This is a genomic window from Streptomyces shinuiensis, assembly GCF_043660855.1.
Taxonomy (GTDB): domain Bacteria; phylum Actinomycetota; class Actinomycetes; order Streptomycetales; family Streptomycetaceae; genus Streptomyces.
Genome location: NZ_JBIHML010000001.1, coordinates 791,603 through 815,731 on the forward strand (window position 1 = coordinate 791,603; position 24,129 = coordinate 815,731).

The following is a 24,129-nucleotide window of genomic DNA, read 5'->3' on the forward strand; positions in this document are numbered from 1 at the left end:
TGTGACCGGCTGGCAAAGGGCCGCCTCTTTGCCGGAATCCGGCCGGAGACTTCCGGGTGGTGAGGGCCCGGGCGGCGGACTCCGCCGCGGTTTCCACCGCTCCGCCCGCCCGTGCCGGCGCACCCCCACGACCCCGGCGTGCTTCGGTGGGCGCGCGTTCTCCGTGCCTCGGCCCGGCCGCCCGGGCCCCGGCTCTCCGCTCACTCCTCGCCGAACACCGTCCGCAGCAGGAGCAGGGCGATGTCGTCGGTGCGCTGCCGGGCGGGGCGGGCCCTCCGGATGACGGTGTCGATGAGATGCTCCAGATCCCCGTCGGGGGCGCCGGCGAGCTGTCGGGCGAGACCGGCGGTCGCCTCGTCGGGATCGACGCCCGGGGTCTCCACCAGGCCGTCGGTGTAGAGGGCGAGGATCGCGCCCGCCGGCAGGGGGGTGTCGAAGACCTGGTAGCCGGCGTCCGGTTCGACGCCCAGCAGCAGGCCGGGCGGGACGTCCAGGGGGCGGGTACGGCCGTCGGGCAGGCGCAGGAGCGGGGAGGGATGCCCGGCGCTGGCGATGCCCGCGCACCGCCGGGCGAGATCGAGGTGGACGTAGAGGCAACTGGTGAACAGCCCGGGATCGAGGTCGCTCAGGAGCCGGTTGGTGCGCGCGAGCACCTGGTCCGGGGGGACTCCGGCGGTGGCGTGGGCGCGGATGGCGGTGCGGACCTGGCCCATGAGGGCGGCGGCGGCGACGTTGTGCCCCTGGACGTCGCCGATGACGGCGGCCGCGGTGCTGTCGCTGAGGCGGACCAGGTCATAGAAGTCGCCGCCGATCTCCATGCCCCGGGTGGCCGGCAGATAGCGGGCGGCCACCCGCAGTCCGGGGACGGCGGGAAGGGTGTGGGGCAGCAGTGCCTGCTGCAGACCGTGGGCGAGCCGGTGCTTGGTGTCGTACAGGCGCGCCCTGTCCAGCGCCTGGGCGATGAGCCCGGCCAGGGAGGTGAGCACCGCGCGCTCCTCGGCGGCGAAGACGTGGGGCCGGTCGTAGGACAGGGTGCAGCAGCCCACAGGCCGCCCCGAGACGCTCAGCGGCAGATACGCCCACGCCTGCTTCTCCGTCATCCGCGGCAGGCCGGGGTAGTCGCGCTCCATCTCCTCCGGGGAGGAGTAGAACAGCGGTGCGCCCTCGACGATCACCTGCCCGGCCGGGGTGAGGGCGGTCTCCGGCGACGCCTCCTCAAGCCAGTCGATGGCCGCCCCGGAGTAGCCGCGGTGGCCGATGATGCGCAGCCGGCCGGCGTCCAGGGTGGACAGGACCACCCCCTTGGCGTCGAAGGCGGGCATGATCTGGTCGGCGATGAGATCCACCACGTCCTGCACCCCGACGGTCTCTGTCAGGGCCGCGGCCAGGTGCAGCAGCTGGTAGAGCTGCCCGGCCCTCGCCGGAGCGGCCCTCTCGGCCCGCTCGCCGTGGACCGGTGCGGGGCGGGGGCCGGTGCCCGCGGGTTCGATGCGTACGCTGATGCCGCTGGCGTCCGGGTAGAGCCTGAAGTCGAGCCACTGGCCGGGCGGCCGGTGCACGGTGTAGGCGACGGGCTCGCGGCTGACGATCGCGGCCCGGTAGCGGTCCTCGTAGACCGGGTCGTCCAGCCAGGGCAGCGAGTGCCAGGGGCGGGTGCCCAGCAACTCGGCGGCGCCGCGGCCCAGCAGCTCGGCGGCACCCGAGGTGAGGAAGGTGAACCGGCCTTCCAGGTCCAGCGCGCAGCAGCCGCCGGGCAGGCGCTCGGCGAAGTCCTCGGCGGCCAGCGCCGACTGCGACCTGCCGGTGCGCACGGTGTCGGCGCTCAGCACCCGCGGCCGGGCCGGTGTCCCGACCGGCCGGCCCGCGTCGTCCTCCTCCTCCATCAGCCGCGTCAGCCGACGGCAGTTGGAGACGATGTTGTCGCGTCGCCGCCGGGTGATCCGCGATGCATGGGTGCCGGGCCACAGCAGCAGCAGTGCGCCCCGGGCGCGGTCCGCGCCGACGGGGACGGCGGCCAGGGCGAAGTGGTAGGGCAGTGCCACCGCCGTGCGCGGATAGGCGCGGGCCATGTCCTCCTGGCCCCCCACCCACACCAGGCGGTTCTCGCGGACCGCGTCCGCGACCGGGATGGGTGCGGCCAGCCCGACCCTCACCCACGGTTCGATGAAGTCGAGCGGCGCCCCGAACAGCATCGCGAGGCGCAGTACGTCCTCCTCCGGGGCCAGCAGGTACAGGGCGGCGGTGGATGCGCCGGTGTTGCGCGCCACCTCCAGGAACCCTGTCTCCAGCCGGTCGTACGCGGCCGCCGTGTCACCGTTCCCGGTCACCGTGCGCTCCTCGCCGACCCCGCCGGAGGGGGCCGGCCTCCGGGCGGGGTCCGGCCGCTCTGCCCGCGGCGCCGGACGCCGTACGGCACCGGTGCGCCGCCCCCGTCCGTCCCGGTGGCGGCACCCCACGACAGACATGCCACATATATTCCATACAAGAAGATTATGACGCTTTCGGAACAGCGGCGCGTTGTCGCACCGGTACGGGCGGGGCGTGAGGCCGCCTTCCCGGGCCGCTCGGCGGGAAGGCGGCCTCACGCCCCGCCCGGAAGTCCCGGACGTGCGGCGCACCGCTCACGGCATGCGGTCAGGCGGTCTCGTCGACGGCACGGGCCAGGGTACGCAGCCCCTCGTCCAGCTCGTCCGGGGTCGCGGTGAGCGGCGGGAGCAGCTTGACGACCTCGTTCTCGGGGCCGGAGGTCTCGACCAGCAGCCCCAGTTCGAAGGCGCGGGCACACACCCGGGTGGCGCGTCCCGTGTCGGCGAAGGTCAGCCCCCAGGCCAGGCCGCGACCCCGGTGTCCGGCCCCGCTCCGGCGGTGCTCGCGGGCGATCTCGCGCAGGGCGGCCTCGGCCTGCTCGCCGCGGGCGAGCGTCTGCTTCTCCGTTCCGCTGTCGGCCCAGTAGGTATTCAGGGTGGCCGCGGCGGTGACGAAGGCGGGGTTGTTGCCGCGGAAGGTGCCGTTGTGCTCGCCGGGCTCCCAGACGTCCAGCTCGGGCCGGAACAGGGTCAGCGCCATCGGCATTCCGTAGCCGCTGACGGACTTGGACAGAGTGATGACGTCGGGGGTGATCCCGGCCTCCTCGAAGGAGAAGAAGGCGCCGGTCCGGCCGCAGCCCATCTGGACGTCGTCGACGATCAGCAGCATGTCCCAGCGGCGGCACAGCTCGGCCAGGGCGCGCAGCCACTCGGCCCGGGCGACGTTGACGCCGCCCTCGCCCTGCACCGTCTCGACGATCACGGCGGCCGGCCGGTTCAGGCCGGAGCCGCGGTCCTCCAGCAGCCGCTCGAACCACGCGAAGCCCTGGTCGTCGTCCAGGTACCGGTCGAACGGCATGGGCACTCCGTGCACCAGGGGAACGCCGGCGCCGGCGCGCTTGAAGGCGTTGCCGGTCACCGCCAGTGCTCCGAGCGACATGCCGTGGAAGGCGTTGGTGAAGGACACCACCGTCTCGCGCCTTTTGACCTTGCGGGCCAGTTTCAGGGCCGCCTCGACGGCGTTGGTCCCGGTCGGGCCCGGGAACATCACTTTGTGGTCCAGGCCGCGCGGTCGCAGGACGAGGTCGCGGAAGGCCTCCAGGAAGTCCCGCTTGGCCGTGGTGGACATGTCCAGGCCGTGGGTGACGCCGTCGCGCTCCAGGTAGTCCAGCAGGGCGCGTTTGAGGACCGGGGGGTTGTGGCCGTAGTTGAGTGCGCCCGCACCGGCGAAGAAGTCCAGGTACACATGGCCGTCCTCGTCCTGGAGACGGCAGCCGTGCGCGTACTCGAAGACCCTCGGCCAGCCGCGGCAGTAGCTGCGCACCTCCGACTCCAGGGTGTCGAAGACGGAGGTCTCGGCTTCGGTGATGGTCATGATGGTGTGCTCCTCGGTGGGTGTGGTGCCGGGCGGACGGCGGCGTGCCGTCCGCCCGCTGCGGGCCGGGACGGGCGGCGGGTCAGGGCCGGGGCGCGCGGGGCAGCGGCCCGATGCGGTACAGCACCTCGGGGCCGTGGCCGTCCGGGAAGAGTTCCGCGCCGAACAGCGCCTCGCGCTCCAGCGCCGCGCCGTGCCGCCGGGCGAAGAGCGTGAACAGCCGGTCGGAAGCGGTGTTCCCCGGCGCGACGGTGGCCTCCAGACGCCGGATCCCCCGCGGAGCCGGCCGGGCGGCCAGATGGTCCAGCATGGCGCCGGCCAGTCCGCGCCCGCGGTGGTCCTCGTCCACCGCTACCTGCCAGACGACCAGCGTGCCGGGCCTCTCCGGACGCAGGTAGCCGGTGACGAAGCCGACGGGCGCACCGTGCTCGCCGCGCGCCACCGCGGAGGTCCGGGCGAAGTCCCGGAACCACAGCAGGTAGCTGTAGGAGGAGTTGAGGTCGAGCACACGGGAGTCGCGGGCGATGCGCCACACGGCGGCACCGTCCTCGACACCGGGCGTCTCGATCAGTGGTTCCGTCTGCGTCGCCATGGCTTCACCTCCACCGCGGCCTGCGTCAGGTCTCCCGGCGGCTTCCGCCTGACGGGATCGGCCGGCAGGAGCCCGGGACTGCCGGGCGCGGATTTCGCGGAGTAATCACCTGCGTTGCCGGACGGCCTTTCCGGTACGCCGGGCAACTGGCCGGATCGCCGGTCCTGTTCGGCAGGTTTCCCGCGCTTGTCGACACCCATCGAAAACTACTCCGGTGGCTTCCGGGCTGCTACCGCAGGATTTCCCGCCTTTTCCCGCGCAGCGTCGGATGAGGCGGGAAAACACCGGAAAGGCCCGCCCGACCGGTCCCGAAGCCCAGCCCAAAGGTCACCCGAACGGCGGAATGCGCGGCACCGCGGCGCGGGCCTTCCGAACCCCGGGCAACCCTCCGGGGACGGCCTCCGGGGACGGCCTCCGCTTTCGCACCGTGAAAGTTTCCGCCGGGCGCGTCCCGTCGGCGCAGTTCGCACCCCCCGACAGAGGTCGAGACCACAGAGGGTGCCTGGAGCGTCTTTACAGAGCGACCGGCCACATGCGTCACTTATGACGCGTCCACGTCAACAAAGTCGCGCCGGCACGGCCGCGTCGGCGCGCTCGTCGGCACCGACGGCATCACCCAGCACCTCCTCCCCTCCCCCACTCCCGCCTTCACCGAGCGCCAGGAGGAAGCCATGCCGCACAGACCCCTGCCCCCCCACCGCCGGCTGAGAACCGCCGTGGTCGGCGTGCTCGCCGCCGTGCTCGCCCTGCTGACGGCCACGGCGGGCACGGCCGCGGCGGCGCCGCCGCCCGCCAAGGAGCGCCTCAAGCCCGGCACCGCGTTCATGGGCGCCGGCCACCGGCTCCACGAGGGCACCGACGCGCGGGAGGAACCGCCGCTGGGAGCGACGTCCCACACCAGCGGCGTGCAGGGGATCGACGTCTCGCACTGGCAGGGCGCCATCAACTGGACCTCGGTGCGGAACTCGGGCATCCAGTTCGCCTGGATCAAGGCGACCGAGGGCACCAGCTTCAAGGACTCGCGGTTCAACACCAACTACGTGGCGGCGTACAACGCCGGGGTCATCCGCGGCGCCTACCACTTCGCGCGCCCCGACGTCTCCGGCGGCTCGACCCAGGCGGCCTACTTCGCCTCCAACGGCGGCGCGTGGTCGAGGGACAACATGACCCTGCCGGGCGTCCTGGACATCGAGCACAACCCCTACGGGGCGATGTGCTACGGCCTGTCCACCACTCAGATGCGAGCCTGGATAACCGACTTCTACAACACCTACAAGTCGCGCACCACGCGCGACGTGGTGATCTACACGACCGCGGGCTGGTGGAACACCTGCACCGGCAACTGGACGGGCATGTACTACAAGAGCCCGCTGTGGGTGGCCCACTGGACCTCCAGCGAGACCCCGACCATCCCCAGCGGCTTCCCCACCTGGACGGTGTGGCAGTACACCAGCACCGGCTCGGTCGGCGGCGTCTCCGGGAACGTCGACCGCAACAAGTTCAACGGCTCCAGGGACCGGCTCCTCGCCCTGGCCAACAACACGCCCTAGCCCTCCGGACCGGCGACCCCGCCCCGCCCGCCGCCCCATCTCCGCACCCGCGTCCCACGCGGCCTTCCGAGGAGCGACCGTGAACGCCGAGAAACCACTGCGCCGCCGTCTGCTGATCACCGGTACCGCCGGGCTCGTCGCCGCCGGCGCGCTGACGGGCACCGCCCGGGCGTCGGGCACCGTCGAACCCGACATCGACAGCACCTCGGAGTGGAACGCGCGGCCGCCCCGGGGGAACGTCACCGTCCTCGGGTACCGCCCGGACCGGATCATCGTCCACCACACGGTGAGCGCGAACACCTCCGACCTCTCCCGCGCCCAGGCCCACGCACACGCCCACTGGGTTCAGGACCTGCACATGGACGACAACGGCTGGATCGACACCGGCTACCACTTCGCCGTCAGCCGGGGAGGCTGGATCACCGAGGGCCGGCACGACAGCCTGCGGACCCTCACCGGCGGCACCTCCTTCGTGCTCGGCGCGCACACCTACGGGCAGAACGACCGGGCCGTCGGCATCGCCTGCGAGGGCGCGTACCACGCGGGCGCGGTACCGCCGCAGGCCCAGTGGGAGGTGCTGGTGATCCTGTGCGCGTACGTGTGCGAGAGGTACGGCATCGCGCCCGCGCGAATGTACGGCCACAAGGACTACAACGCGGGCACGCTGTGCCCCGGAGTGATCCACGACATGCTGCCGCGGCTGCGCGACGAGGTGGCGGCGCGGCTGGGCTGAGGACGGCCGGGCCGGGCGCGGCGCGGGGCCCGGACCGCGCAGGGGCGGGGGCGGTCCGGGCTCCGCGCCGCTCTACCGTGCCCGCCGTGCGCGGCTCACTTCACCGTGCAGACGGTGCCGTTGAGGGTGAACCGGGCCGGCTCGCCGAGCGTGCCCCCCGGGTGGGTTCCCTGGAAGCCGAACGACTGGGTGCCGCCCGGCTCGATGTTCCTGTTGTGCTCGACCGGACGGGCCGTCACCGTGCCCGCGGCGGAGGAGAGTGTGGCGTTCCAGGCACTGGTGACCGACTGGCCGTCGGGCAGGGCGAAGCTCATCTCCCAGCCGCTGATCGCGGTGGAGCCGGTGTTCCTGATACCGACGTCGGCGGTGAAGCCGTTCGTCCAGGAGTTGGTGGTGTAGGTGACCTCGCAGGCGCCCGGCTCACCGTCGTCACCACCGCCGTCACCACCGCCGGTGCCGACGGACGCGGAGAAGGAGTCGACGGCGAGACCGGCGCCGTTCTGCCACGGCTCGAAACCTGCCTGGACGCTCGTCAGGTACCACGAGGGCTGGGCCATGCCGCGGGCGACCGTCTCGTCGACGAAGTCCATGACGTCGAAGCTCATGCTCGTGATCGCCGAGGGGGCGATGAAGGAGATGACGTCGTTGGAGCCGTTGCTGCCGGTCCACACCTCCCAGCTTCGGCCGCCGACGTTCGCCGTGCCGACGCGGGAGCCGATGGGCTGGATCGGGCCCACGCGGTTGAGCCAGATCATGATCTCGGTCCGGTTGACCCCGTCCCTCTTCGGTGTCGGGTCGAGCCAGATGTCGTACGAGGCGTTGTAGACGGCGTTGTCGACGTAGGTGTAAGAGACGCTGCTGGGCGCACTGCCGATCGAGCCGACCTGCATCGGCAGGTTGGTGCCCGGGGAGCAGTTGGTGTAGTGGCAGCCGTAGTAGACCGAGGGGTAGGACTTGGGCGCACCGTTGGTCGGGACGGAACCGTCGGCCCGGGTGAGCCGGAACCCGGTGCTCGTCACGTCGATGCACTGGGTGGCACCGGTGCCCCAGCGGTTGTTCTGCACCACGTACTTGCCCTGGATGGTGGTGGTCCCGTACTGGTCGCAGATCTGCTCGTCGGCGCGGGCGGTCTGCGCCGTGGTGGTCAGGGCCGCCAGAGCCCCCGCGAGCAGCAGGAGCGCCAGCAGCGCGGCACGCATCCGGGGCAGGGAACGGGATGGCGTACGCAGGGGGGTACGCAGGGGGGAAGCCATGCTGTCCTTTCGGCAGGAGCGGGGCGGGGAACCTCTGGGAGCGCTCCCATCACTGCGTGGCGGACTCTATGGCCACATCAGGGGACATGACAAGACAGACGGCACCCTCGACTTCCCTCACCACCCCCGGATCTACGCATCTCTTCACTTGTCGCGACCAGTCGGGCATTACGCCTCCTTCGGGCCCCGCCGGAGCCGGCCGGCCCACAGCCCGCGGACGACGCGGGCCGGACCGCCCACCGCGACGGCGTTCGCGGGCGGATCCCGGGGGGACGACGGTCCCGGCCATGGTGTTCTCACCGGCGGTCACACCGGGGCGGACGATGACGCCGACGGCGACCGGCTCGGCCGACTCCCGTCCCGCCCGGCTCCCCCGGACGTGCGCACGGGCCGGGATTTGGGACAACGATGGTGGCGCGGCGGCTCCAGGTGTGTGACGGTGGGGGGAGCCGCCCCGCCGTCTGGCCGGGGAGGCTCCTCCGCCCGCACCGGCCGGGTACCACCCAACCGCCCGATCCGGAGAACGCCTCGGCCGGCACGAGCCGATCCACCCCGGAAGGGGGCCGAAGGGCCATGCACACCCTGTCCGTCGCCATCACCCGCCAACACGACACCGTCGTCCTGCACCCCCGGGGTGACGTCGACCACGACAGCGCGCCGGCCCTGACGCGCGCCCTGGAGGAACTCGACCAGCCGTGGCGGGGCCTGGCCGTGGACCTGTCGAGCGTCCCCTTCATGGACTCCGCCGGTCTGCACGCCCTGCTCTCCCTGGAGCGCCGCTGCCGGGACCGCGGGGTCCCCCTGACCCTGAGCGGCGTCGGCGAGCAGCCCGGCAGACTGCTGGAACTGGTGGGTCTGGCAGGGTTCTTCACCGTCGCCCGCTGACCACTCCTCCCCTTCAGGGCCCTGCCCGGGCCGCCCGCGGCAGTGGGTGCGGCAAGGCGGGGCGACACCGGCGTATGGTGTGGGCAACAGCGGGAAGACGCACCATGGATACCGCTGTGTTGACTGGGGGACCGGCGATGGAATTGCTGAGCGAGGGTTTGGGGGCTCCCCATTTGCGCGCCGACTTCGACGGCCACTCCGGCACCATCGCCCGGGCCCGCGACGCCGCCGACGCCTTCCTGACGACACTGTCGGACACCGAGCCGCCCGCCGGGGACCGCTCGCACGACGACGTGCTGCTGGTCGTCTCCGAACTGGTCACCAACGCCGTACGCCACGCTCCCGGCCCGCTCACCCTGTACCTGGCGTTCGCCGGGAGCCGCGTACAGGTCACCGTCCGCGACGGCGACCCGGCCCCGCCCAGCCCCCGCCCGGCCGATCCGAACAGCGGCGGGGGCGGTTTCGGCTGGTCCATCGTCGAGCGGATCGCCGACCGGCTCAGCGTCCACCCGCTGCCGGACGGCAAGGAGATCCACGCCTTCCTGCCGTGGTGAGACCGGCCCGTGCCGCCCGGGGCCGGACCCCGGACGGTTCTCCGGTCCCCTGACCGGGCCTCCGCACACGGCCGTCCACGGCACCGCCGGGCCCGGGCGCTCCGCCGAATCCTCAAAATCCCCGCTCCCCGCCGTTTCCCTGCCGCGTCTCACGCGCGCATCATGGACATATGGCGTGAAACGGAGGTCCGGCCATGCTGGAAGTCAAGACCGTCGAGAAGCCGGACGAGCGGCGCGACTTCCCCCGCGGCCACCTCGAAGCCCTCCACCACCTCACCGGGCCGGATTTCGCCGCGGCCACGTCCGAGCCCGGCCGGCGCTGGTCGGAGTCGGTGGGCCCGATCGCCAAGACGGACAGTTGCCGGACCCACCACAACGGCTACGTGGTGCGTGGGCGGCTGCGGCTGCGGCTGCGGCTGCGCATGGACGACGGCCGGGAGGCCGAGGCCGGGCCGGGCGACGTGTTCGCCTGCCCGCCGGGGCACGACGCCCTGGGCCGTCGGCGACGAGGCGGTCGTGGCGCACGACTTCGCCGGCGCCACGGCGGAGGAGTACGCCAGGGACCGGAAGTGACCGTCACAGGAGGAGTCCCATGACATTCGTACAGCTCATCGAGTACGAGACGACGCACGACAAGGAGATGATGGATCTCTGGGACCAGTGGATGCGGATGACGGAGGGCAAGCGGACCCTCTCCCGTGAGATCCACGGGCGGGACCGCGACGACTCCACGCACTACGTGGACATCGTCGAGTTCCCCTCCTACGAGCAGGCGATGAGGAACAGCGAGATGCCCGAGACGCAGCGCGTCTCCGAGCAGATCCGGGGGCTGTGCAGCAAGGAGCCCCGTTTCGTGAACCTGGAGGTGGTCGGCGAGATGTCCTGACCGCACCGCCGGCGGGCCCCGGGCCCGCCGGTTCTCCGCGTCCGCGCCCTCCCGGAGCCGCGCGGGCACACAGGGGTAAGCCCCTTGTGGACGCCGTGCGGCGAATCCCGTATTTTTACCCGAACAGTCCATATACCGGTCCTTCCTTCCCGGAGAGGATCACGGGTGCCCAGCCATCCGCGACCCCGAGGGAAGTACAGACCGTGGACAGAAGACGTTTCATCCAGGCGAGTTCGCTGACCGGGGGCGCACTGCTCCTGCCCGGGCTCGGTACGGCGCCGCCCGCCGCCGCCCGGGAGGCCGCCGCGCTGCCGCCCCTCGACGACCCTCTCTACCGCGAACCGGTCGCCGACCCAGCCGCCGTCCCCCGGTTCACCGACCCGCTGCCCCGCCCGTCGCGCGTCGACGCGCTGGGCGGCGGCGACCGCACCCTCGTGATGGGTCCGACGCGCCAGGACCTCCTCGGCGGCGGGCTGGGCCTCACCACGCCGGTGTGGGGGTTCGGGGTGCGCGGGCGCCACGGCGGCGGCCTCGCGTCCGCGGGCCCGGTGCGGATGTCCTTTCCCGGCCCCACCCTCGTGGCCCGCCGGGACCGGCCCGTACGGGTGCACTGGATCAACGACCTGCCCCACCGGCATCTGCTGCCGGTGGATCCCACGGTCCACTGGGCCTTCGCCGGCACCGGCCACACCATCGAGCGCGACGGCGTGCCGGCCGTGGTGCACCTGCACGGCGGGCACACCGATCCGGACAGCGACGGCCACCCCGACGCGTGGTACACCCCCGGCGGCGCCGTCGGGCCGCGCTTCGGCGGCACGCGGTTCCACTACGACAACAGCCAGGAGGCCGCCACCCTCTGGTACCACGACCACACCCTCGGCATCACCCGGCTCAACGTCTACGCCGGGCTGGCCGGCTTCTACCTCCTGCGCGACCCGCACGAGCTCTCGCTCATCGAGGACCACCGCCTGCCCGGCGGGCCGTACGAGCTGGAACTGGTGGTCCAGGACCGCATGTTCCACCCGGACGGGCGGCTGGCCTACCCGGACGTCCCCGCCGACTCCCCCGACTGGCCGGGCGGGCCGTCGGTGCAGCCCGAGTTCTTCGGGCAGGTCATCCTGGTCAACGGCAAGGCGTGGCCGTATCTGGACGTGGAGCCGCGCCAGTACCGGCTGCGGCTGCTCAACGGATCGAACTCGCGCTTCTACCGGCTGTCGGCCGGCGGAGGGTGGCCGTTCCCCGTCACCCTGATCGGAACCGAGCTCGGCTTCCTCCACCGGCCGCACCCGCTGGACGGGCCGCTGGTGATCGCCCCCGGCGAACGGGTGGACCTGGTCGTCGACTTCCGGGGGCTGGAGGGCGAGGCCCACACCCTCACCAACGACGCGCCCACGCCCTTCCCCCACGGCGACCCCGTGGCCCCGCCCGCCGACCAGGTGATGCGGTTCCGGGTGAACCGGCCCTGCGACGAGCGGGTCCCCGAGCCCCGGCTGCCGCGGACGCTGCGCCGCGCCCCCTTCCGGATCACCAGGCCCCCGGCCCGGACCCGCCGGCTGCTGCTGTCCGAGGGCACCGACGAGTTCGGCAGGCTGAAGCCGCTGCTGGGCACCGTGGAACACGGCCCGCTGGAGTGGTCCGAACCGGTCACCGAGGACCCCGGAGTGCACACCACCGAGATCTGGGAGGTCTTCAACGCCACACCCGACACCCACCCGGTCCATCTGCATCTGGTGCGGTTCCAGGTGCTGGACCGGGCGCCGTTCACCGCCGACCGGGACCCGGAGAGCGGGGCGCTGTCCAACATCGGGATCGGGCGGCCGCAGCCGCCGGACGCCACCGAGCGGGGCCCGAAGGACACCGTGTCGGCGCCACCCGGCCGGGTCACCCGGATCAAGGCGTTCTTCGACAGGCGCGGCCTGTACGTCTGGCACTGCCACATCCTCGAGCACGAGGACCACGAGATGATGCGGAACTACCGGGTCCGCTGAGCCGCGGGGCAGTGCGGGAGGGGCCCCTCCGGGCTTGGGAGGACCCCTCCCGCACTGCCGTGCTGACGCGGTCCGGTCAGGCGGCGGACGGCGCGGCGGCTGCCGAGACCCTGCCGAGGACCTCCACGAGCTGCCCGGTGATCTCGGCGTCGTCGGCCGGGTGGACCTCGGCGAAGCGCACGACCGAGTTGGGGATGGAGAGCTTCACGTCCTCCAGGACGGTGGCGCCCGCGATGCCCGCGGCCTTGCGGGCCTCGTCCTGCGCCCACACGCCGCCGTACTGCCCGAAGGCGGTGCCGACGACGGCGACCGGCTTGCCGGACAGGGCGCCGGCGCCGTAGGGGCGGGAGAGCCAGTCGATCGCGTTCTTCAGCACGGCCGGGATGGTGCCGTTGTACTCGGGCGAGAACAGCAGGAGGGCGTCGGCTCCGCCGGCCACCTCGCGCAGCCGCGCGGCCTCGGCGGGCACGGAGTCCTCCACGTCGACGTCCTCGTTGTAGAAGGGCAGGTCGCCCAGGCCCTCGTGGACGACGATCTCGACGCCCTCGGGGGCGTGCTTAACGGCGGCCTCGGCGAGCCGGCGGTTGTGCGAGCCGGAGCGGAGGCTGCCGACGAGGGCGAGGATGCGGACGGACATGGCGTCTCCTGTGGAGGTCGGGGGCGGAGCGGTAAACGGACCGTGGTCCGAATGCTTTCTAGCACGCCAACCGGACCGTGGTCCATTTTCTTCCCGCGGAGGTACGCTGAGGTTCGTGACTCCGACCGCGCCGCCCGACGAAGAACAGGGCCAGCCCGAGCAGACAGCCGAGCAGCCGCTGCTGCCGCTGGCCGGCCAGACGCCTCCCCTGCGCGCGGACGCGGCCCGCAACCGGACGCGTCTGCTGGAGGCCGCCGCCCGGCTGGTGGCCGAGCGCGGTCCGGAGCACCTGACCATGGAGGCCGTCGCGACGGCCGCCTCGGTCGGCAAGGGGACCGTCTTCCGGCGCTTCGGCGACCGGGGCGGTCTGCTCATGGCCCTCCTCGACCACTCCGAACGCCTCTACCAGGAGTCCTTCCTCACCGGCCCCCCGCCGCTGGGGCCCGGGGCGCCCCCCGTGCGGCGGCTGGAGGAGTTCGGTGTCGCCACGCTCAGGCACCTGGCCGCCCACCGCGCCCTGCTGCTGGCCGCCGAGCCGGAGGCGTGCAGGCGCTTCGAACCCCCGCCCCGCCGCCTGGTCCTCACCCACCTCGCCACGCTGCTGCGCGAGGCCGACGTCGGCGGCGACGCCGAACTGCTGGCCCACACCCTGGCAGGCCACCTGGACGTCGCGCTCCTGCACCACCTCACCCAGCGGCGCGGCATACCGCTGGAGCGCCTGGAGGCCGGCTGGCTCGATCTGGTCGCCCGTGTCACCCGGACCTGACCCGCCGGGCCTGACCTGCCGCACCGCCCCGGCCCGCACCGGTCACGGGCTCAGTGTCCCCGGTCGATCCACTCCCGCAGATGCGGCGCCTCGGCGCCGATGGTGGTGGACCCGCCGTGGCCGGTGCGCACCACCGTCTCCGGCGGGAGGGTGAGCAGCCTGTCGCGGATGGAGTCGATGATGGTCGGGAAGTGGGAGAAGGACCGCCCCGTGGCCCCGGGGCCGCCGGCGAAGAGGGTGTCACCGGTGAAGACCGTGCCCAGCGCCGGGGCGTACAGGCAGACCGCGCCGGGCGCGTGGCCGGGGGTGTGCAGCACCGTCAGCCCGGTCCCGGCGGCGGTGAGCGTCTGGCCGTCGGCCAGTTCCCCGTCCGGTGCCCGGCCGGGATGGGTCAGGTCCCACAGCGGCCGGTCGTCGGGGTGGAGGAGGACGGGCGCGCCGGTGGCCTCGGCCAGGGCCGGGGCGGCGTCGATGTGGTCGTCGTGGGCGTGGGTGCACACGATGGCGGTCAGCCGTCGGCCGTCCAGCGCGCGGGCGATGGCGTCGGCGTCGTGGGCGGCGTCGACGACCAGCGCCTCGTCCTCGTCGCCGACGATCCATACGTTGTTGTCCACCTCCCAGGTGCCGCCGTCCAGGGAGAAGGTGCCGGAGGTGGTCAGACCGTCGACGCGCACGGTGCTCACAGGACCACCACCGAGCGCAGCACGTCGCCGGCCACCATGCGGCCGAACGCCTCCTCCACGCCGTCCAGCGCGATGGTCTCGCTGACGAACGCGTCCAGGTCCAGACGGCCCTGGAGGCAGAGGTCGATGAGCATGGGGAAGTCGCGTGAGGGCAGGCAGTCGCCGTACCAGGAGGACTTCAGCGCCCCGCCGCGGCCGAAGACGTCCAGCAGCGGCAGCTCCAGCCTCATCTCGGGGGTGGGCACCCCCACCAGCACCACCGTCCCGGCCAGGTCCCGGGCGTAGAAGGCCTGCCGGTAGGTCTCGGGGACGCCGACGGCGTCGATGACCACGTCCGCGCCGAACCCTCCGGTCAGCTCACGCACCGCCTCCACCGGGTCGTTCTCGCGGGAGTCGACGGTGTGGGTGGCGCCCAGCTTCCGGGCGGTGGCCAGCTTGCGCTCGTCGATGTCGACGGCGATGACCCGCGAGGCCCCGGCCAGGTCGGCGCCCATCACCGCCGCCCCGCCCACCCCGCCGCAGCCGATGACGGCCACACTGTCGCCGCGCTGGACGTTCCCGGTGTTCAGCGCGGCACCGAGGCCGGCCATCACACCGCAGCCCAGCAGGCCGGCGACGGCCGGGGAGGCGGCCGGGTCGACCTTGGTGCACTGCCCGGCGTGGACCAGGGTCTTGTCCGCGAACGCCCCGATGCCCAGCGCGGCGGTCAGCTCGGCGCCCCCCTCCAGCGTCATCCTCTGCGCGGCGTTGTGGGTGGCGAAGCAGTACCAGGGCCGTCCGCGGCGGCAGGCGCGGCACTGCCCGCACACCGCCCGCCAGTTCAGGACCACGAAGTCGCCGGGCTCCACCTCGGTCACGCCCTCGCCGACCGACTCCACCACGCCCGCGGCCTCGTGGCCCAGCATGAACGGGAAGTCGTCGGAGATGCCGCCCCGGCGGTAGTGCAGGTCGGTGTGGCACACCCCGCACGCCTGCACCTTCACCACCGCCTCGCCGGGGCCGGGGTCGGGCACCACGACCGTCTCGACGGTGACCGGCTCGTTCTTCCGCCGGGCGATGACCGCCCGCACCCTCTGTGACACGTCTTCGCAGCCTCTCCTGTGCTCAGGAAGTCCTCCGGCCCGCCGCGGCGGCGGGCCCGAGTCCACCGCTACCCCGAACCTCCCCCGCCGACCCGCCGACCCGCCGCACGACCGGGGATACCCCCGTGGCCGGACCGCGACCGGCGAGAGTCACGGGGACCCGGAAGGCATCCGCGCGACGGCGGTTACACGCGCCCGGGGCCGCGGCGGGGACGGCACCGGCATGTCCATCCACCGTTCGGTGGAGTACCGGGGCGGCCCGCAGGAAGGGGCGGCGCGCCGGATCGAGGGCCGCGCCTCGGTCCTCGGCGACCGCGGCGTCGACTGCTCGGTGAGCTACACCGCCGGACGCCCGGCTCCGGTCCTGTAGTGTTGCCGCTCCGCAGCACAGCGCGACGCGAGGAGGTGAGACCGGTCGACGCCAGGTCAGGCAGGGCTCTCTCGTCCCGCGGTCCCGCGAAGGCGCCGGTCTCCCGGCGCGGGTGACCGCGAGAGCGCCCTTCGGTATTCCGAAAGGCCCTCATGTCTCATTCCTTCTCCGCTCCTTCCGCTCCTTCCGCCCTGTCCGCCGTCACCGCCCGGCTCCGGGCCGCGGGCTGCGTCTTCGCCGAGGACGAGGCGCGGCTGATGCTGTCCGCCGCCCGTGACGCCGGTGAACTCGCCGCCATGGTGGAGCGCCGGGCGGGCGGTCTGCCACTCGAACACGTCCTGGGCTGGGCGGAGTTCTGCGGTCTTCGGGTGACCGTGGAGCCCGGGGTCTTCGTGCCCCGCCGCCGTACCGAGTTCCTCGCCCGGCGGGCCGCGGCGCTCGCCCGGCGGCGGCGCGGCGCCGTCGTCGTCGTCGACATGTGCTGCGGTTCGGGCGCGGTGGGCGCCGCGGTGGCGGCGGCCGCGGAAGGGGTGGAACTCCACGCCGCCGACGTCGATCCCGTTGCGGTGCGCTGCGCGCGCCGCAACGTCGCCCCCGCCGGGGGCCGGGTGTACGAGGGCGACCTGTACGTCCCGCTGCCCGCGGCGCTGCGCGGCCGCGTCGACGTGCTGGTGGCCAACGCGCCCTATGTGCCCACCGGCGAGATGGGGCTGCTGCCGGCGGAGGCCCGTGAGCACGAGCCGCCGGTGGCGCTCGACGGCGGGCCGGACGGGCTGGGCGTCCAGCGGCGGGTGATCGAGGAGGCGCCGCGGTGGCTGGCGCCGGGCGGGCACCTGCTGGTGGAGACGGGCGGGCACCAGGCGCCGCGGACGGCCGAGGCCGTCGCCCGGGCCGGGCTGGTGCCGGAGACGGCCGTCTGCGAGGAGCTGTACGCCACCGTCGTCGTCGGCTCCCCGGCCACCACCGGCGACGGGTCGCGGCGGGACTGACGGCGGAGGGCCGGGGCGCCCCGGTGCGGGGTGCCCCGGCCCTCCGGTCGGGTGGCGCGCGGTCGGTGGTGTGTCAGGTCACTTGACCGTGCACGCCTTCCCGTTCAGGGAGACGGCGTCCGGGTCGGCCGCCTGGCCGCCGGAGGTTCCGTTGAAGCCGAAGCTCACGGAGCCGTTCGCCGGGATGGTGTTGTTCCACTGCGCCGGCTTGGCGACGACGTCCCGCCCGGTCTGGACGACCTGGGCGTTCCACGCCTGGGTGATCCTCTGGTCGTCGTCGAAGGACCAGGTCAGCTCCCAGCCGCTGAGTGTGTCGGTGCCGGTGTTCTTCACCGTGACGTTGGTGCTGAAGCCGCTGTTCCACCGGTTGGAGGAGTAGGTCACCTCGCAGGAGGGCGTCTCGTCCGGGTCCTCACCGCCCGGGTCCTCGCCGTTGTCGCCGCCCTGGCCGAGGTCGTCGAGGTAGGAGGCGATCCAGGCCAGCGGGGCGTTCCAGTTGATGGTGATCTCGTTGGTGGCCCAGGACTCGATGTGGTCGATGTAGCACATCGCCGGGGCGCAGCCCTGGAGCTTGTCCTGGGCGATCGGGTCCTGGATCTCGACGTTCGGGCCGCCCGCGACGGAGCCGGGGGCCGGGTTGGGCAGGTCCGGGTCGAGCTGGTTGGCCCAGAACCGGTGGTGCTGGTTGTGCGAATCGCGCTCGCCGTAGCCGGTGACGTAGGACTGGTTGAGCGGGTTGCGGCCCAGCAGGTAGTCCATGCCGCGCAGTACCGCGTCGCGGTAGGCGGTCTCGCCGGTCAGGTCGTGCGCGGTGGCCAGGACCACCATGTTGTTGAGGACCTGGCTGTTGGAGCCCCACACGTAGTGGTTGTCCTCCGGGGCGTAGGGCACGCCGTAGGCGGCGCCGCGGGAGTCGGCGGCGTAGCGGTCGGCGGCCTCGGTGACCGTGGCGCGTACGCCCTGGAGCTGGGCTTCGGTCATCTCGTTGGGCACGGTGGCCAGGCTGAGCGCGCCCAGTCCGGCGGTGGCGCCCCAGGACATGCCGCCGCGCGGGAAGACGGCGTCGGTGTCGCCGTGCAGCGGGGAGTTCACGACCTCCTGGCGGTAGGTCTCGTTGCCGGTGGTGACGAAGAGTTCGGCCGCGGCCCAGTAGAACTCGTCGGTCACGTCGTTGTCGCTGTAGGCGCCGCCGCCGGTGCCGTCGTTCGGGTCGGCGAGCATGTCCGGGTGCGCCTTGGCGGCGGCCCAGGCGGTCTCGGCCGCGTCCAGGCAGCGGTCGGCGAAGTCCGCGTCGTAGGGCTCGAACAGGCGGGCGCACTGGGCGGCGGTGGCGGCCACGTTGAGGGTGGCCGCGGTGGACGGCGCGTGCAGCTCGCGCGGCTGCGGGTCCTGGTGCGGCAGCAGCGGCAGTCCGGTCCACTCCCGGTCGTGGATCTTGTGGTGGGCCATGCCGGCCAGCTCCTCGCCGGCGGGCACCATCATCCGCATCAGGAAGTCGAGCTGCCAGCGGGCCTCGTCCAGGATGTCCGGCACGCCGTTGCCGCGCTCGGGGACACGCAGCTTCCCGTCGCCCAGCGCGGCACCGTCGGCGCCCTCGGCGGTGAGGGTGCGCTCGTAGTTGGACATCACCTGGGCGGCGGAGATGCCGCCGTTGACGACGTACTTGCCGTGGTCACCGGCGTCGTACCAGCCGCCGGAGACGTCCAGGGTGTAGTCGCACAGACCCTCCTGGCACGGAACCTCGGTGTCGCCCTGGTTGGGCGCGGCGCCGACGTGCCCGGCGGGCCGGGCGTACTCGGTGCCCACCAGATCGGCGTCGATCTCGATGCCGCTGCGGTTGTGGTAGAAGTACGCCAGCGCGTCCGAGCGCAGCGAGGAGTACAGGTCGTCGCCGATGTCGAACGGCTCGCTGGTCTCCCCGTCGATGGTGACGGTGTAGCCCTCGCCCGCCTCGGTGAAGCCGCCGAAGTCGAAGGTGTGGACGTTCTGGCGCGAGGTGGGGTCGGTGCCCTCGGGGGTGGTGGTGCCGGACGCCTTCCCGGTGCCGTCGGCGTCCCTGAGCGTCCAGGTCAGGGGCGAGGTCTTGTCGGTGACGAAGGTGCCGCTCTTGGGGCCGTCGGTGAGGTAGCCGACCTGGTTGACGCGCACCGGCGAGCCGGTGTCGGGCTCGTACGCGGGCGGTTCGGCGCCGCCGGTGAGCGAGACGTCGTCCACGCAGAAGGTGTACGGCTGTTCGCTGCCGCCGAGCTGGAAGGCGAGCTGGGCGGCCTCGTGGTCGGCGCCCGCGGTGAAGGCGTGGGTGAAGGTCTGCGCCTCGGCGGTGACCTGGTCGGCCGAGGCGTGCTCGGTGGCCCAGGGCTCCACGGCCATCTGGATGTTGGTGCGGACGGTGATCGGCTCGGTGGCACTGGCGGTGAAGCTCAGCTCGTAGCCCTCGCCCGCGGTGAGCGGAATGCGGTCCTGTCCGACGATGGCGTCCCAGGGGTTCTCCGTGCCGGCGGGCACCTCGGCGCACAGACGGCCGTCCACGACCCGGCCGGGGCTGTTCTCCGTCCACCACCAGCCGGTGGTGCCGTTAGAGAAGTCGCCGTTGGTGATCAGTTCGGGCCCGTCCGCGGCCTCGGCGGCGAGAGCGGGGGCGGTCAGGGCGCCGGCCAGCAGTCCGGCGGCGGCCACGGCGCCCAGCACGCGGCGCCTGCCGCGGCGCGGGCGGCCCGTCGCCCGGGGCTGAGGGGGCGGATGAGGTGTCACAGTTCGGTCCTTCCGGCGTGGGGGAATCGGACGAGGGCGACGCGACGGCATGACGAGACGCACCCCACAATTCCTGGGAGCGCTCCCATAGATCGTGGGGTGCATGACGGACAGCGTCAAGACGTCGGACGCCACCAACGGATTCCCGCAACCGGACGGACCGCCGGCCGGCCGCGGCGCGTGCTCCCGGGCCCGCGGCGGCGCGGACCCGGGAAGGCGCGGCTCAGCCCAGGGTCACCGTGGCCCGGGAGCCGGCCGAGCGCCGGCTGCCGGGCACCGGGGCACCGCGGCGCCCGCCCAGCCGGCGCCGGACCCCGCGCACCAGCCGCTCCGCCGTGAAACCGGCCCCGTAGACGAACCGCATGGACGGGCCGAAGGACGGCGCCGTCAGCAGCCCGGCGAAGAACAGGCCCGGAACCGAGGACTCGAACCGGCCGTCCACCTCGGGCGCCCGGCCGGCCCCCGCCAGCCGCAGGCGGTTGCGCACGTACGGGTCCAGCAGGCCCAGCCGCCCGATGTCGGGAACGAATCCGGTGGCGGCCACCACATGGTCGGTCTCCAGGGTCGTCGCCACCCCCTCGGCCGTCTCCAGGCTCAGCCGTACTCCCCCGCCCGCCGGGACGGCCGCCCGCAGCCGCTGGCCGAGCAGTACCGGGATCCGGCTCTCCACGCGGTCGCGCAGCCACCAGGCCCCGGCCGGGCCCAGCGCCCGGTCCGCGATCCGCGTCCGCAGCGCGCCGGGCAGGCGGCGGACCACCCAGGGTGTCTCGGACCACACCCAACTGGGCCAGCCCGTGCCCAGCCCGCAGTGCGGGTCGGTCAGGGAGCGCAGCGCGGAGCGCTCCAGGGGCTGGGGCGGGGTGTTCCAGGCGACGCGGCCGGCGCGGGCCACCACCCGGGGGTGGGCGCCGCACTCGGCCAGCAGCGCGGCGGTCTCCAGAGCTGCCTGCCCGGCGCCGATCACCGTGATGTCCCTGCCGCGGAAGCGCGACAGGTCCCGGTGGTGACTGCTGTGTGTGACGAGTTCGCGGGGCAGGGCCCGCAGCGGCTCGGGGCGGTGGACGAAAGGCATCACGCCGACCGCCAGGGCCACGGTCCGCGTCAGGATCGCTTCGCCTCCCCCGGTCTCCACCAGGAAGCCCTCCGTCCGGGGGCGCACGGAGACGACCGTCTCCTCCTCGACCGACGGCACGGCCGAACGTCCGAACCACAGTCCGTACTCGGTGAAGACGCCGATCGGCAGCGGGGTGCCGTGCTCGGCGCGCAGCCCCCGGGAGGCGCAGTAGGCGGCCAGGGTGTGCTCTCCGGAGGGGTCGGACAGGTTCGAGGACCAGGGCTCGGACTTGAGGAACATCCCCTCGGGCATGTGGTCCCGCCAGGAGGCCATCGGGCGGCCGAGGACGCGCACCCCGATCCCGGCCGCCGCCGCGTGGGACGCGATCGACAGTCCGTAGGGGCCCGCGCCCACCACTACCAGGTCGTACATGGTCGGTCACCGTTCTCTCGTCGTGGAGTTGTCATGCCGTCGGGTGTTCGGTGGTGCGCAGGTCCGCCGGGGTCCGGGGCGCACCGAGGGACGCCGCGGCTCCGCCGGCCCGGCCGATCCGGCGGCTCCTGCCGCCCGTGCCTTCCGGTGCCGGCTCGCGGACCGCCGGCCCTCCCGGACGCAGCAGGCGCCGCCCCAGGCGCACCGCGGCCTTGCGCCCGCCCTGCCCGAGCCAGGCCGTGGCCATGGCGAGGAAGGGTGCCGGGTCGTCCGCGGCGAACCATGCGGTCTCCGTCTCCCGCGGCTCCTTCCTCCCTTCCCCCGCGTCACTCCCGTCGCCCGCGGCGGGCCCGCGGGCGCGCCGGGCGGCGGCGAGCGGCAGGCCCTCGGAGGGCAGTGCCGCCAGCGAGGACAGCAGGGCGTAGTTCTCCGCGACGAAGAGGCGGCCCGGTACGGGATCGGCCGGGGCGGCGGTGCGGCCGGTGAGGTCCAGGTGCAGGGCCCGTACGACGTCCAGCCCCGAGCGGTCGGTGAACAGCCGGAACTGCGCGCCGGGACGGGGGTTGAAGTCCAGCAGCTGGTAGGTGTCGGTGGCGGCGTCGAACCGGAAGTCCAGGTCGAGGACGCCCCGGTAGTCCAGGTGCTCGGCCAGCAGCCGTGCCGCGCTCTCGACTTCGGGGTTCGGCAGCCAGCGGCCGACCGCCGTGAGGCCGGCGCCCACCGGCCAGGACCGTTCCTTGCGCCCGGCCCCTCCGGCCAGGCGGACCGCGCCGCCGGTGAAGCAGCCGTGGAAGAACCAGTCGGTGTTCCGGCCGCCGGGCACGAGCCGCTGGAGCAGCAGCCGGCTGCCGGCCTCGCCGCTGCGCCGGTACAGGGCGCGTGCCTGGTCCTCCGTGGTGACCACGGTGGTGCTGCGCAGCGCGCCGCCCTGGGGCAGCAGCCAGGGGCGGCTCCACTTGGCGATCAGAGGCAGGCCCAGCTCCCGGGCCGCGGCGGCGGTCTCACCGGCGCTGCGCGGGCTCAGGGTCGGCGGGTGCGGGATGCCCAGCTCACCGCACATGGCGGCCAGACGGGCCTTGTCGGCCACCCGCTGCGGCAGGTCGGGCGGCTGCTCGGGCAGCAGGAACCGTCCGGTGAGCCGGCCGGCGAACCGGGCCGCGGCGATGGCCCCCATGTCGTCCATGGGGATCAGTACGGCAGGTCGTCCGATGCGGTCGGAGATCTGACGGAGCATCCGCTCCAGCCGGTCGTCCGACGCGCCGCCGGCGTCGATGGTCTCTCCTGTCCGGTGGGTGCCGCGGACCCCGTCCGCCGGCAGTTGGTGCCCCTGCCGCAGGTAGCGGGAGCGGCCGATGGGGCAGTGCGGCGACTCGACGACGGCGTGGACCTCGACACCGGCGCGCCCCAGGGACCTGATGGCCCCCAGGGTTCCGTGGTGGAAGGGGTTCCGGTCGATTCTCAGCAGCAGTACGGGTACCTCGGTGTCGAACGGTGGCGACATGATGCGGAATCCTCGGTGTTCCTCGGGGGGGGGTTCCTTGCGGTGTTCTCCGGCGTTCTCCGGCGTTCTCCGGCGTTCCGCCGACGGTCTTACCGGGTGCCGGCTCCCCGGCGTCCTCGGCGCCCCCGAATTCCTCCCGGCGCTGGGCCGGGCGAGCGACGAAAACAGCGAACGGGTTATCAGAAAGCAGCCCTGCGGATCATTTGAGGGATTCTCCGATTAGTGTCTCGGAAAAGACGTGCAGGGCCGGGGAGGACGAGCGGACGGTTCTGGCGACGCAGCAAGGAGGCACGATGCTCCATCGACACCCCCGACCGGCAAGGATCGGTCGGCACCGGAAGCCCGCGTCGCCCACTCGGCGCCGCAGACTGACAACCGCGTGCGCCGGGGCCGTCGTCGCCGGAGCACTCGTCGCGGGCGGCGCCGTGGCGACCGGCACGTTCGGGGACGTCGACGGGCCCCGGCCACCGGGTGCGGCGGACTCCGCCGTGGCCGTCGGCGCCTTCCTCGGGTCGGGTTCGGACGGTGTGCGGCGGATCGCGGGGCTGCGGGAGTGGCTCGGCGGTGCGGACCTGCGGGTGGGCCACACCTACCTGCCGGGCGACACCTGGGAGCGCATCGAGAGCGACCCGTACTTCCTGCGTCCCTGGGCCGAGTGGCGGCGTGCCGACCCCGACCGGCTGTTCGTGCTCAACGTGCCGATGCAGGCGCGCAACGAGGCCGGTGTACCCGACCACGAGGTGCGCGAACTGCTCGCCCGGGGTGCCCGGGGCCGCTTCGACCACCACTTCCGCACCCTGGCCGGGCATCTGGTCTCCGCGGGGGTGCCCGACACGGTGATCGTGCTGGGCTGGGAGATGAACGGCACCACCTACACCCACCGCTGCGCTCCGGATCCGCAGGCGTGGAAGGCGTACTGGAGGCGCATCGTCACCGCCATGCGGTCGGTGGACGGGCAGAGGTTCCGCTTCGATTTCGCACCCAGCCGGGGAAGGGACGCGATCGGCTGGACCGAGTGCTACCCGGGCGACGACGTGGTCGACATCATCGGAATGGACTCCTACGACCAGCCGCCCGGCGAGACGTTCGACGACCAGGTGAACCAGCCCTACGGCCTGCGGCACCAGGTGGATTTCGCCGCCGCGCGCGGAAAGCAGATCTCCTACCCCGAGTGGGGCCTTTTCCGCAGGGGCGACAACGCCGAGTACGTGCGCCGCATGCTGGACTGGATCGACGAGCGGAAACCGCTCTACCACACCATCAGCGACTACTGTCCGCACGGCGTGTGGCGGTGCGAGGAGAACCCGGAGTCCTCCGCGGTCTTCCGGGCGAGGATGACGCCCGGCGCCTCGCGCCCCGGACGGAACCGGCCGGAGTTCTGCGTGGATCTGGGCGACTGGCTGGGCGGCTGGTTCGGCGGCCGGCGGCTGTGCGTCACCCTCTCCTGGGCGAGGAGGCCCTAGGCGGCCGGGCCCTGGGCGGCCGGCCGCCGGGGCGCACACCCCGTGCCGCGCCCCGGCCGG

20 protein-coding genes and 1 pseudogene are annotated in these 24,129 nt (G+C 73.3%); 11 read left to right on the top strand and 10 right to left on the bottom strand.

What is annotated here, in order from left to right; all coding sequences use genetic code 11:
- Window positions 1–200: 200 nt before the first annotated feature.
- The 3 genes from ACGRHY_RS03460 to ectA form a co-directional block, all read right to left on the bottom strand.
- On the bottom strand, window positions 201–2,327 hold the full coding sequence (locus tag ACGRHY_RS03460; RefSeq protein ID WP_394633901.1) for a SpoIIE family protein phosphatase: 2,127 nt from the start codon (window positions 2,325–2,327) through the stop codon (window positions 201–203).
- Between the two features lie 307 nt (window positions 2,328–2,634).
- A complete protein-coding gene (gene ectB / locus ACGRHY_RS03465; protein WP_394633902.1) occupies window positions 2,635–3,900 on the bottom strand; it encodes a diaminobutyrate--2-oxoglutarate transaminase in 1,266 nt (421 codons plus the stop codon).
- Between the two features lie 82 nt (window positions 3,901–3,982).
- Window positions 3,983–4,492, bottom strand: coding sequence for a diaminobutyrate acetyltransferase (gene ectA / locus ACGRHY_RS03470; protein WP_394633903.1), 510 nt, complete (start codon window positions 4,490–4,492; stop codon window positions 3,983–3,985).
- 671 nt (window positions 4,493–5,163) lie between these two features.
- Between ectA and ACGRHY_RS03475 the strand changes: the two genes are divergently transcribed.
- On the top strand, window positions 5,164–6,042 hold the full coding sequence (locus ACGRHY_RS03475; RefSeq protein WP_394633904.1) for a lysozyme: 879 nt from the start codon (window positions 5,164–5,166) through the stop codon (window positions 6,040–6,042).
- Between the two features lie 79 nt (window positions 6,043–6,121).
- Complete coding sequence (locus tag ACGRHY_RS03480; RefSeq protein WP_394633905.1) at window positions 6,122–6,775, top strand: peptidoglycan recognition protein family protein; 654 nt, start codon at window positions 6,122–6,124, stop codon at window positions 6,773–6,775.
- A gap of 95 nt (window positions 6,776–6,870) precedes the next feature.
- On the opposite strand, the gene ACGRHY_RS03485 is transcribed toward ACGRHY_RS03480, so the two are convergent.
- On the bottom strand, window positions 6,871–8,028 hold the full coding sequence (locus ACGRHY_RS03485) for a glycoside hydrolase family 12 protein (protein WP_394633906.1): 1,158 nt from the start codon (window positions 8,026–8,028) through the stop codon (window positions 6,871–6,873).
- Between the two features lie 573 nt (window positions 8,029–8,601).
- Between ACGRHY_RS03485 and ACGRHY_RS03490 the strand changes: the two genes are divergently transcribed.
- From ACGRHY_RS03490 to ACGRHY_RS03510, 5 genes and pseudogenes are all read left to right on the top strand, one after another.
- Window positions 8,602–8,913: an STAS domain-containing protein gene (locus ACGRHY_RS03490; RefSeq protein WP_394633907.1), complete on the top strand. Its 312-nt coding sequence runs from the start codon at window positions 8,602–8,604 to the stop codon at window positions 8,911–8,913.
- A gap of 137 nt (window positions 8,914–9,050) precedes the next feature.
- A complete protein-coding gene (locus ACGRHY_RS03495; protein WP_394633908.1) occupies window positions 9,051–9,467 on the top strand; it encodes an ATP-binding protein in 417 nt (138 codons plus the stop codon).
- Window positions 9,468–9,661: 194 nt separating this feature from the next.
- Window positions 9,662–10,040: pseudogene (locus ACGRHY_RS03500) on the top strand (cupin domain-containing protein).
- A gap of 19 nt (window positions 10,041–10,059) precedes the next feature.
- Complete coding sequence (locus ACGRHY_RS03505; RefSeq protein WP_394633909.1) at window positions 10,060–10,353, top strand: hypothetical protein; 294 nt, start codon at window positions 10,060–10,062, stop codon at window positions 10,351–10,353.
- Between the two features lie 203 nt (window positions 10,354–10,556).
- Entirely contained in the window at window positions 10,557–12,341 is a 1,785-nt protein-coding gene (locus ACGRHY_RS03510) for a multicopper oxidase family protein (protein ID WP_394633910.1), read from the top strand.
- Window positions 12,342–12,417: 76 nt separating this feature from the next.
- Here ACGRHY_RS03510 and ACGRHY_RS03515 read toward each other — a convergent pair whose 3' ends face one another.
- The gene (locus tag ACGRHY_RS03515) at window positions 12,418–12,978 is read right to left on the bottom strand and encodes an NAD(P)H-dependent oxidoreductase (RefSeq protein WP_394633911.1); all 561 of its coding nucleotides are present in this window, start codon (window positions 12,976–12,978) and stop codon (window positions 12,418–12,420) included.
- 115 nt (window positions 12,979–13,093) lie between these two features.
- Between ACGRHY_RS03515 and ACGRHY_RS03520 the strand changes: the two genes are divergently transcribed.
- Complete coding sequence (locus ACGRHY_RS03520) at window positions 13,094–13,744, top strand: TetR/AcrR family transcriptional regulator (protein ID WP_394633912.1); 651 nt, start codon at window positions 13,094–13,096, stop codon at window positions 13,742–13,744.
- A gap of 50 nt (window positions 13,745–13,794) precedes the next feature.
- On the opposite strand, the gene ACGRHY_RS03525 is transcribed toward ACGRHY_RS03520, so the two are convergent.
- Together ACGRHY_RS03525 and ACGRHY_RS03530 are read right to left on the bottom strand one after the other, a co-directional pair.
- Complete coding sequence (locus ACGRHY_RS03525; protein ID WP_394633913.1) at window positions 13,795–14,427, bottom strand: MBL fold metallo-hydrolase; 633 nt, start codon at window positions 14,425–14,427, stop codon at window positions 13,795–13,797.
- On the bottom strand, window positions 14,424–15,509 hold the full coding sequence (locus ACGRHY_RS03530) for an S-(hydroxymethyl)mycothiol dehydrogenase (protein ID WP_394633914.1): 1,086 nt from the start codon (window positions 15,507–15,509) through the stop codon (window positions 14,424–14,426). Before ACGRHY_RS03530 ends, ACGRHY_RS03525 begins: the two co-directional genes overlap by 4 nt.
- Before the next feature lie 223 nt (window positions 15,510–15,732).
- Here ACGRHY_RS03530 and ACGRHY_RS03535 point away from each other — a divergent pair, with 223 nt between their 5' ends.
- Together ACGRHY_RS03535 and ACGRHY_RS03540 are read left to right on the top strand one after the other, a co-directional pair.
- On the top strand, window positions 15,733–15,879 hold the full coding sequence (locus tag ACGRHY_RS03535) for a hypothetical protein (protein WP_394633915.1): 147 nt from the start codon (window positions 15,733–15,735) through the stop codon (window positions 15,877–15,879).
- Window positions 15,880–16,031: 152 nt separating this feature from the next.
- Window positions 16,032–16,868, top strand: coding sequence for a putative protein N(5)-glutamine methyltransferase (locus tag ACGRHY_RS03540; protein ID WP_394633916.1), 837 nt, complete (start codon window positions 16,032–16,034; stop codon window positions 16,866–16,868).
- Window positions 16,869–16,946: 78 nt separating this feature from the next.
- Here the strand turns inward: ACGRHY_RS03540 and ACGRHY_RS03545 are convergent, their stop codons facing one another.
- The 3 genes from ACGRHY_RS03545 to ACGRHY_RS03555 all read right to left on the bottom strand — a co-directional run bounded on the left by ACGRHY_RS03545 (window position 16,947) and on the right by ACGRHY_RS03555 (window position 22,606).
- On the bottom strand, window positions 16,947–19,556 hold the full coding sequence (locus ACGRHY_RS03545) for a glycoside hydrolase family 9 protein (RefSeq protein ID WP_394633917.1): 2,610 nt from the start codon (window positions 19,554–19,556) through the stop codon (window positions 16,947–16,949).
- A 286-nt stretch (window positions 19,557–19,842) separates the two neighbouring features.
- Complete coding sequence (locus tag ACGRHY_RS03550) at window positions 19,843–21,105, bottom strand: FAD-dependent oxidoreductase (RefSeq protein ID WP_394633918.1); 1,263 nt, start codon at window positions 21,103–21,105, stop codon at window positions 19,843–19,845.
- Window positions 21,106–21,136: 31 nt separating this feature from the next.
- Window positions 21,137–22,606 carry a carboxylate--amine ligase gene (locus ACGRHY_RS03555; RefSeq protein ID WP_394633919.1) on the bottom strand — a complete coding sequence of 490 codons (1,470 nt, stop codon included), beginning with the start codon at window positions 22,604–22,606 and terminating at the stop codon, window positions 21,137–21,139.
- 293 nt (window positions 22,607–22,899) lie between these two features.
- Between ACGRHY_RS03555 and ACGRHY_RS03560 the strand changes: the two genes are divergently transcribed.
- Window positions 22,900–24,069, top strand: a complete 1,170-nt coding sequence (locus tag ACGRHY_RS03560) for a glycoside hydrolase family 26 protein (protein ID WP_394633920.1) — start codon at window positions 22,900–22,902, stop codon at window positions 24,067–24,069.
- Window positions 24,070–24,129 lie beyond the last annotated feature (60 nt).

Coding starts and splice junctions, on each gene's coding strand:
- ectA (WP_394633903.1), bottom strand. CDS start 4,492: ATGGCGACGCAGACGGAACCACTGATCGAGACGCCCGGTGTCGAGGAC.
- ACGRHY_RS03550 (WP_394633918.1), bottom strand. CDS start 21,105: ATGTACGACCTGGTAGTGGTGGGCGCGGGCCCCTACGGACTGTCGATC.
- ACGRHY_RS03485 (WP_394633906.1), bottom strand. CDS start 8,028: ATGGCTTCCCCCCTGCGTACCCCCCTGCGTACGCCATCCCGTTCCCTG.
- ACGRHY_RS03495 (WP_394633908.1), top strand. CDS start 9,051: ATGGAATTGCTGAGCGAGGGTTTGGGGGCTCCCCATTTGCGCGCCGAC.
- ectB (WP_394633902.1), bottom strand. CDS start 3,900: ATGACCATCACCGAAGCCGAGACCTCCGTCTTCGACACCCTGGAGTCG.
- ACGRHY_RS03475 (WP_394633904.1), top strand. CDS start 5,164: ATGCCGCACAGACCCCTGCCCCCCCACCGCCGGCTGAGAACCGCCGTG.
- ACGRHY_RS03515 (WP_394633911.1), bottom strand. CDS start 12,978: ATGTCCGTCCGCATCCTCGCCCTCGTCGGCAGCCTCCGCTCCGGCTCG.
- ACGRHY_RS03540 (WP_394633916.1), top strand. CDS start 16,032: ATGTCTCATTCCTTCTCCGCTCCTTCCGCTCCTTCCGCCCTGTCCGCC.
- ACGRHY_RS03535 (WP_394633915.1), top strand. CDS start 15,733: ATGTCCATCCACCGTTCGGTGGAGTACCGGGGCGGCCCGCAGGAAGGG.
- ACGRHY_RS03555 (WP_394633919.1), bottom strand. CDS start 22,606: ATGTCGCCACCGTTCGACACCGAGGTACCCGTACTGCTGCTGAGAATC.
- ACGRHY_RS03490 (WP_394633907.1), top strand. CDS start 8,602: ATGCACACCCTGTCCGTCGCCATCACCCGCCAACACGACACCGTCGTC.
- ACGRHY_RS03505 (WP_394633909.1), top strand. CDS start 10,060: ATGACATTCGTACAGCTCATCGAGTACGAGACGACGCACGACAAGGAG.
- ACGRHY_RS03560 (WP_394633920.1), top strand. CDS start 22,900: ATGCTCCATCGACACCCCCGACCGGCAAGGATCGGTCGGCACCGGAAG.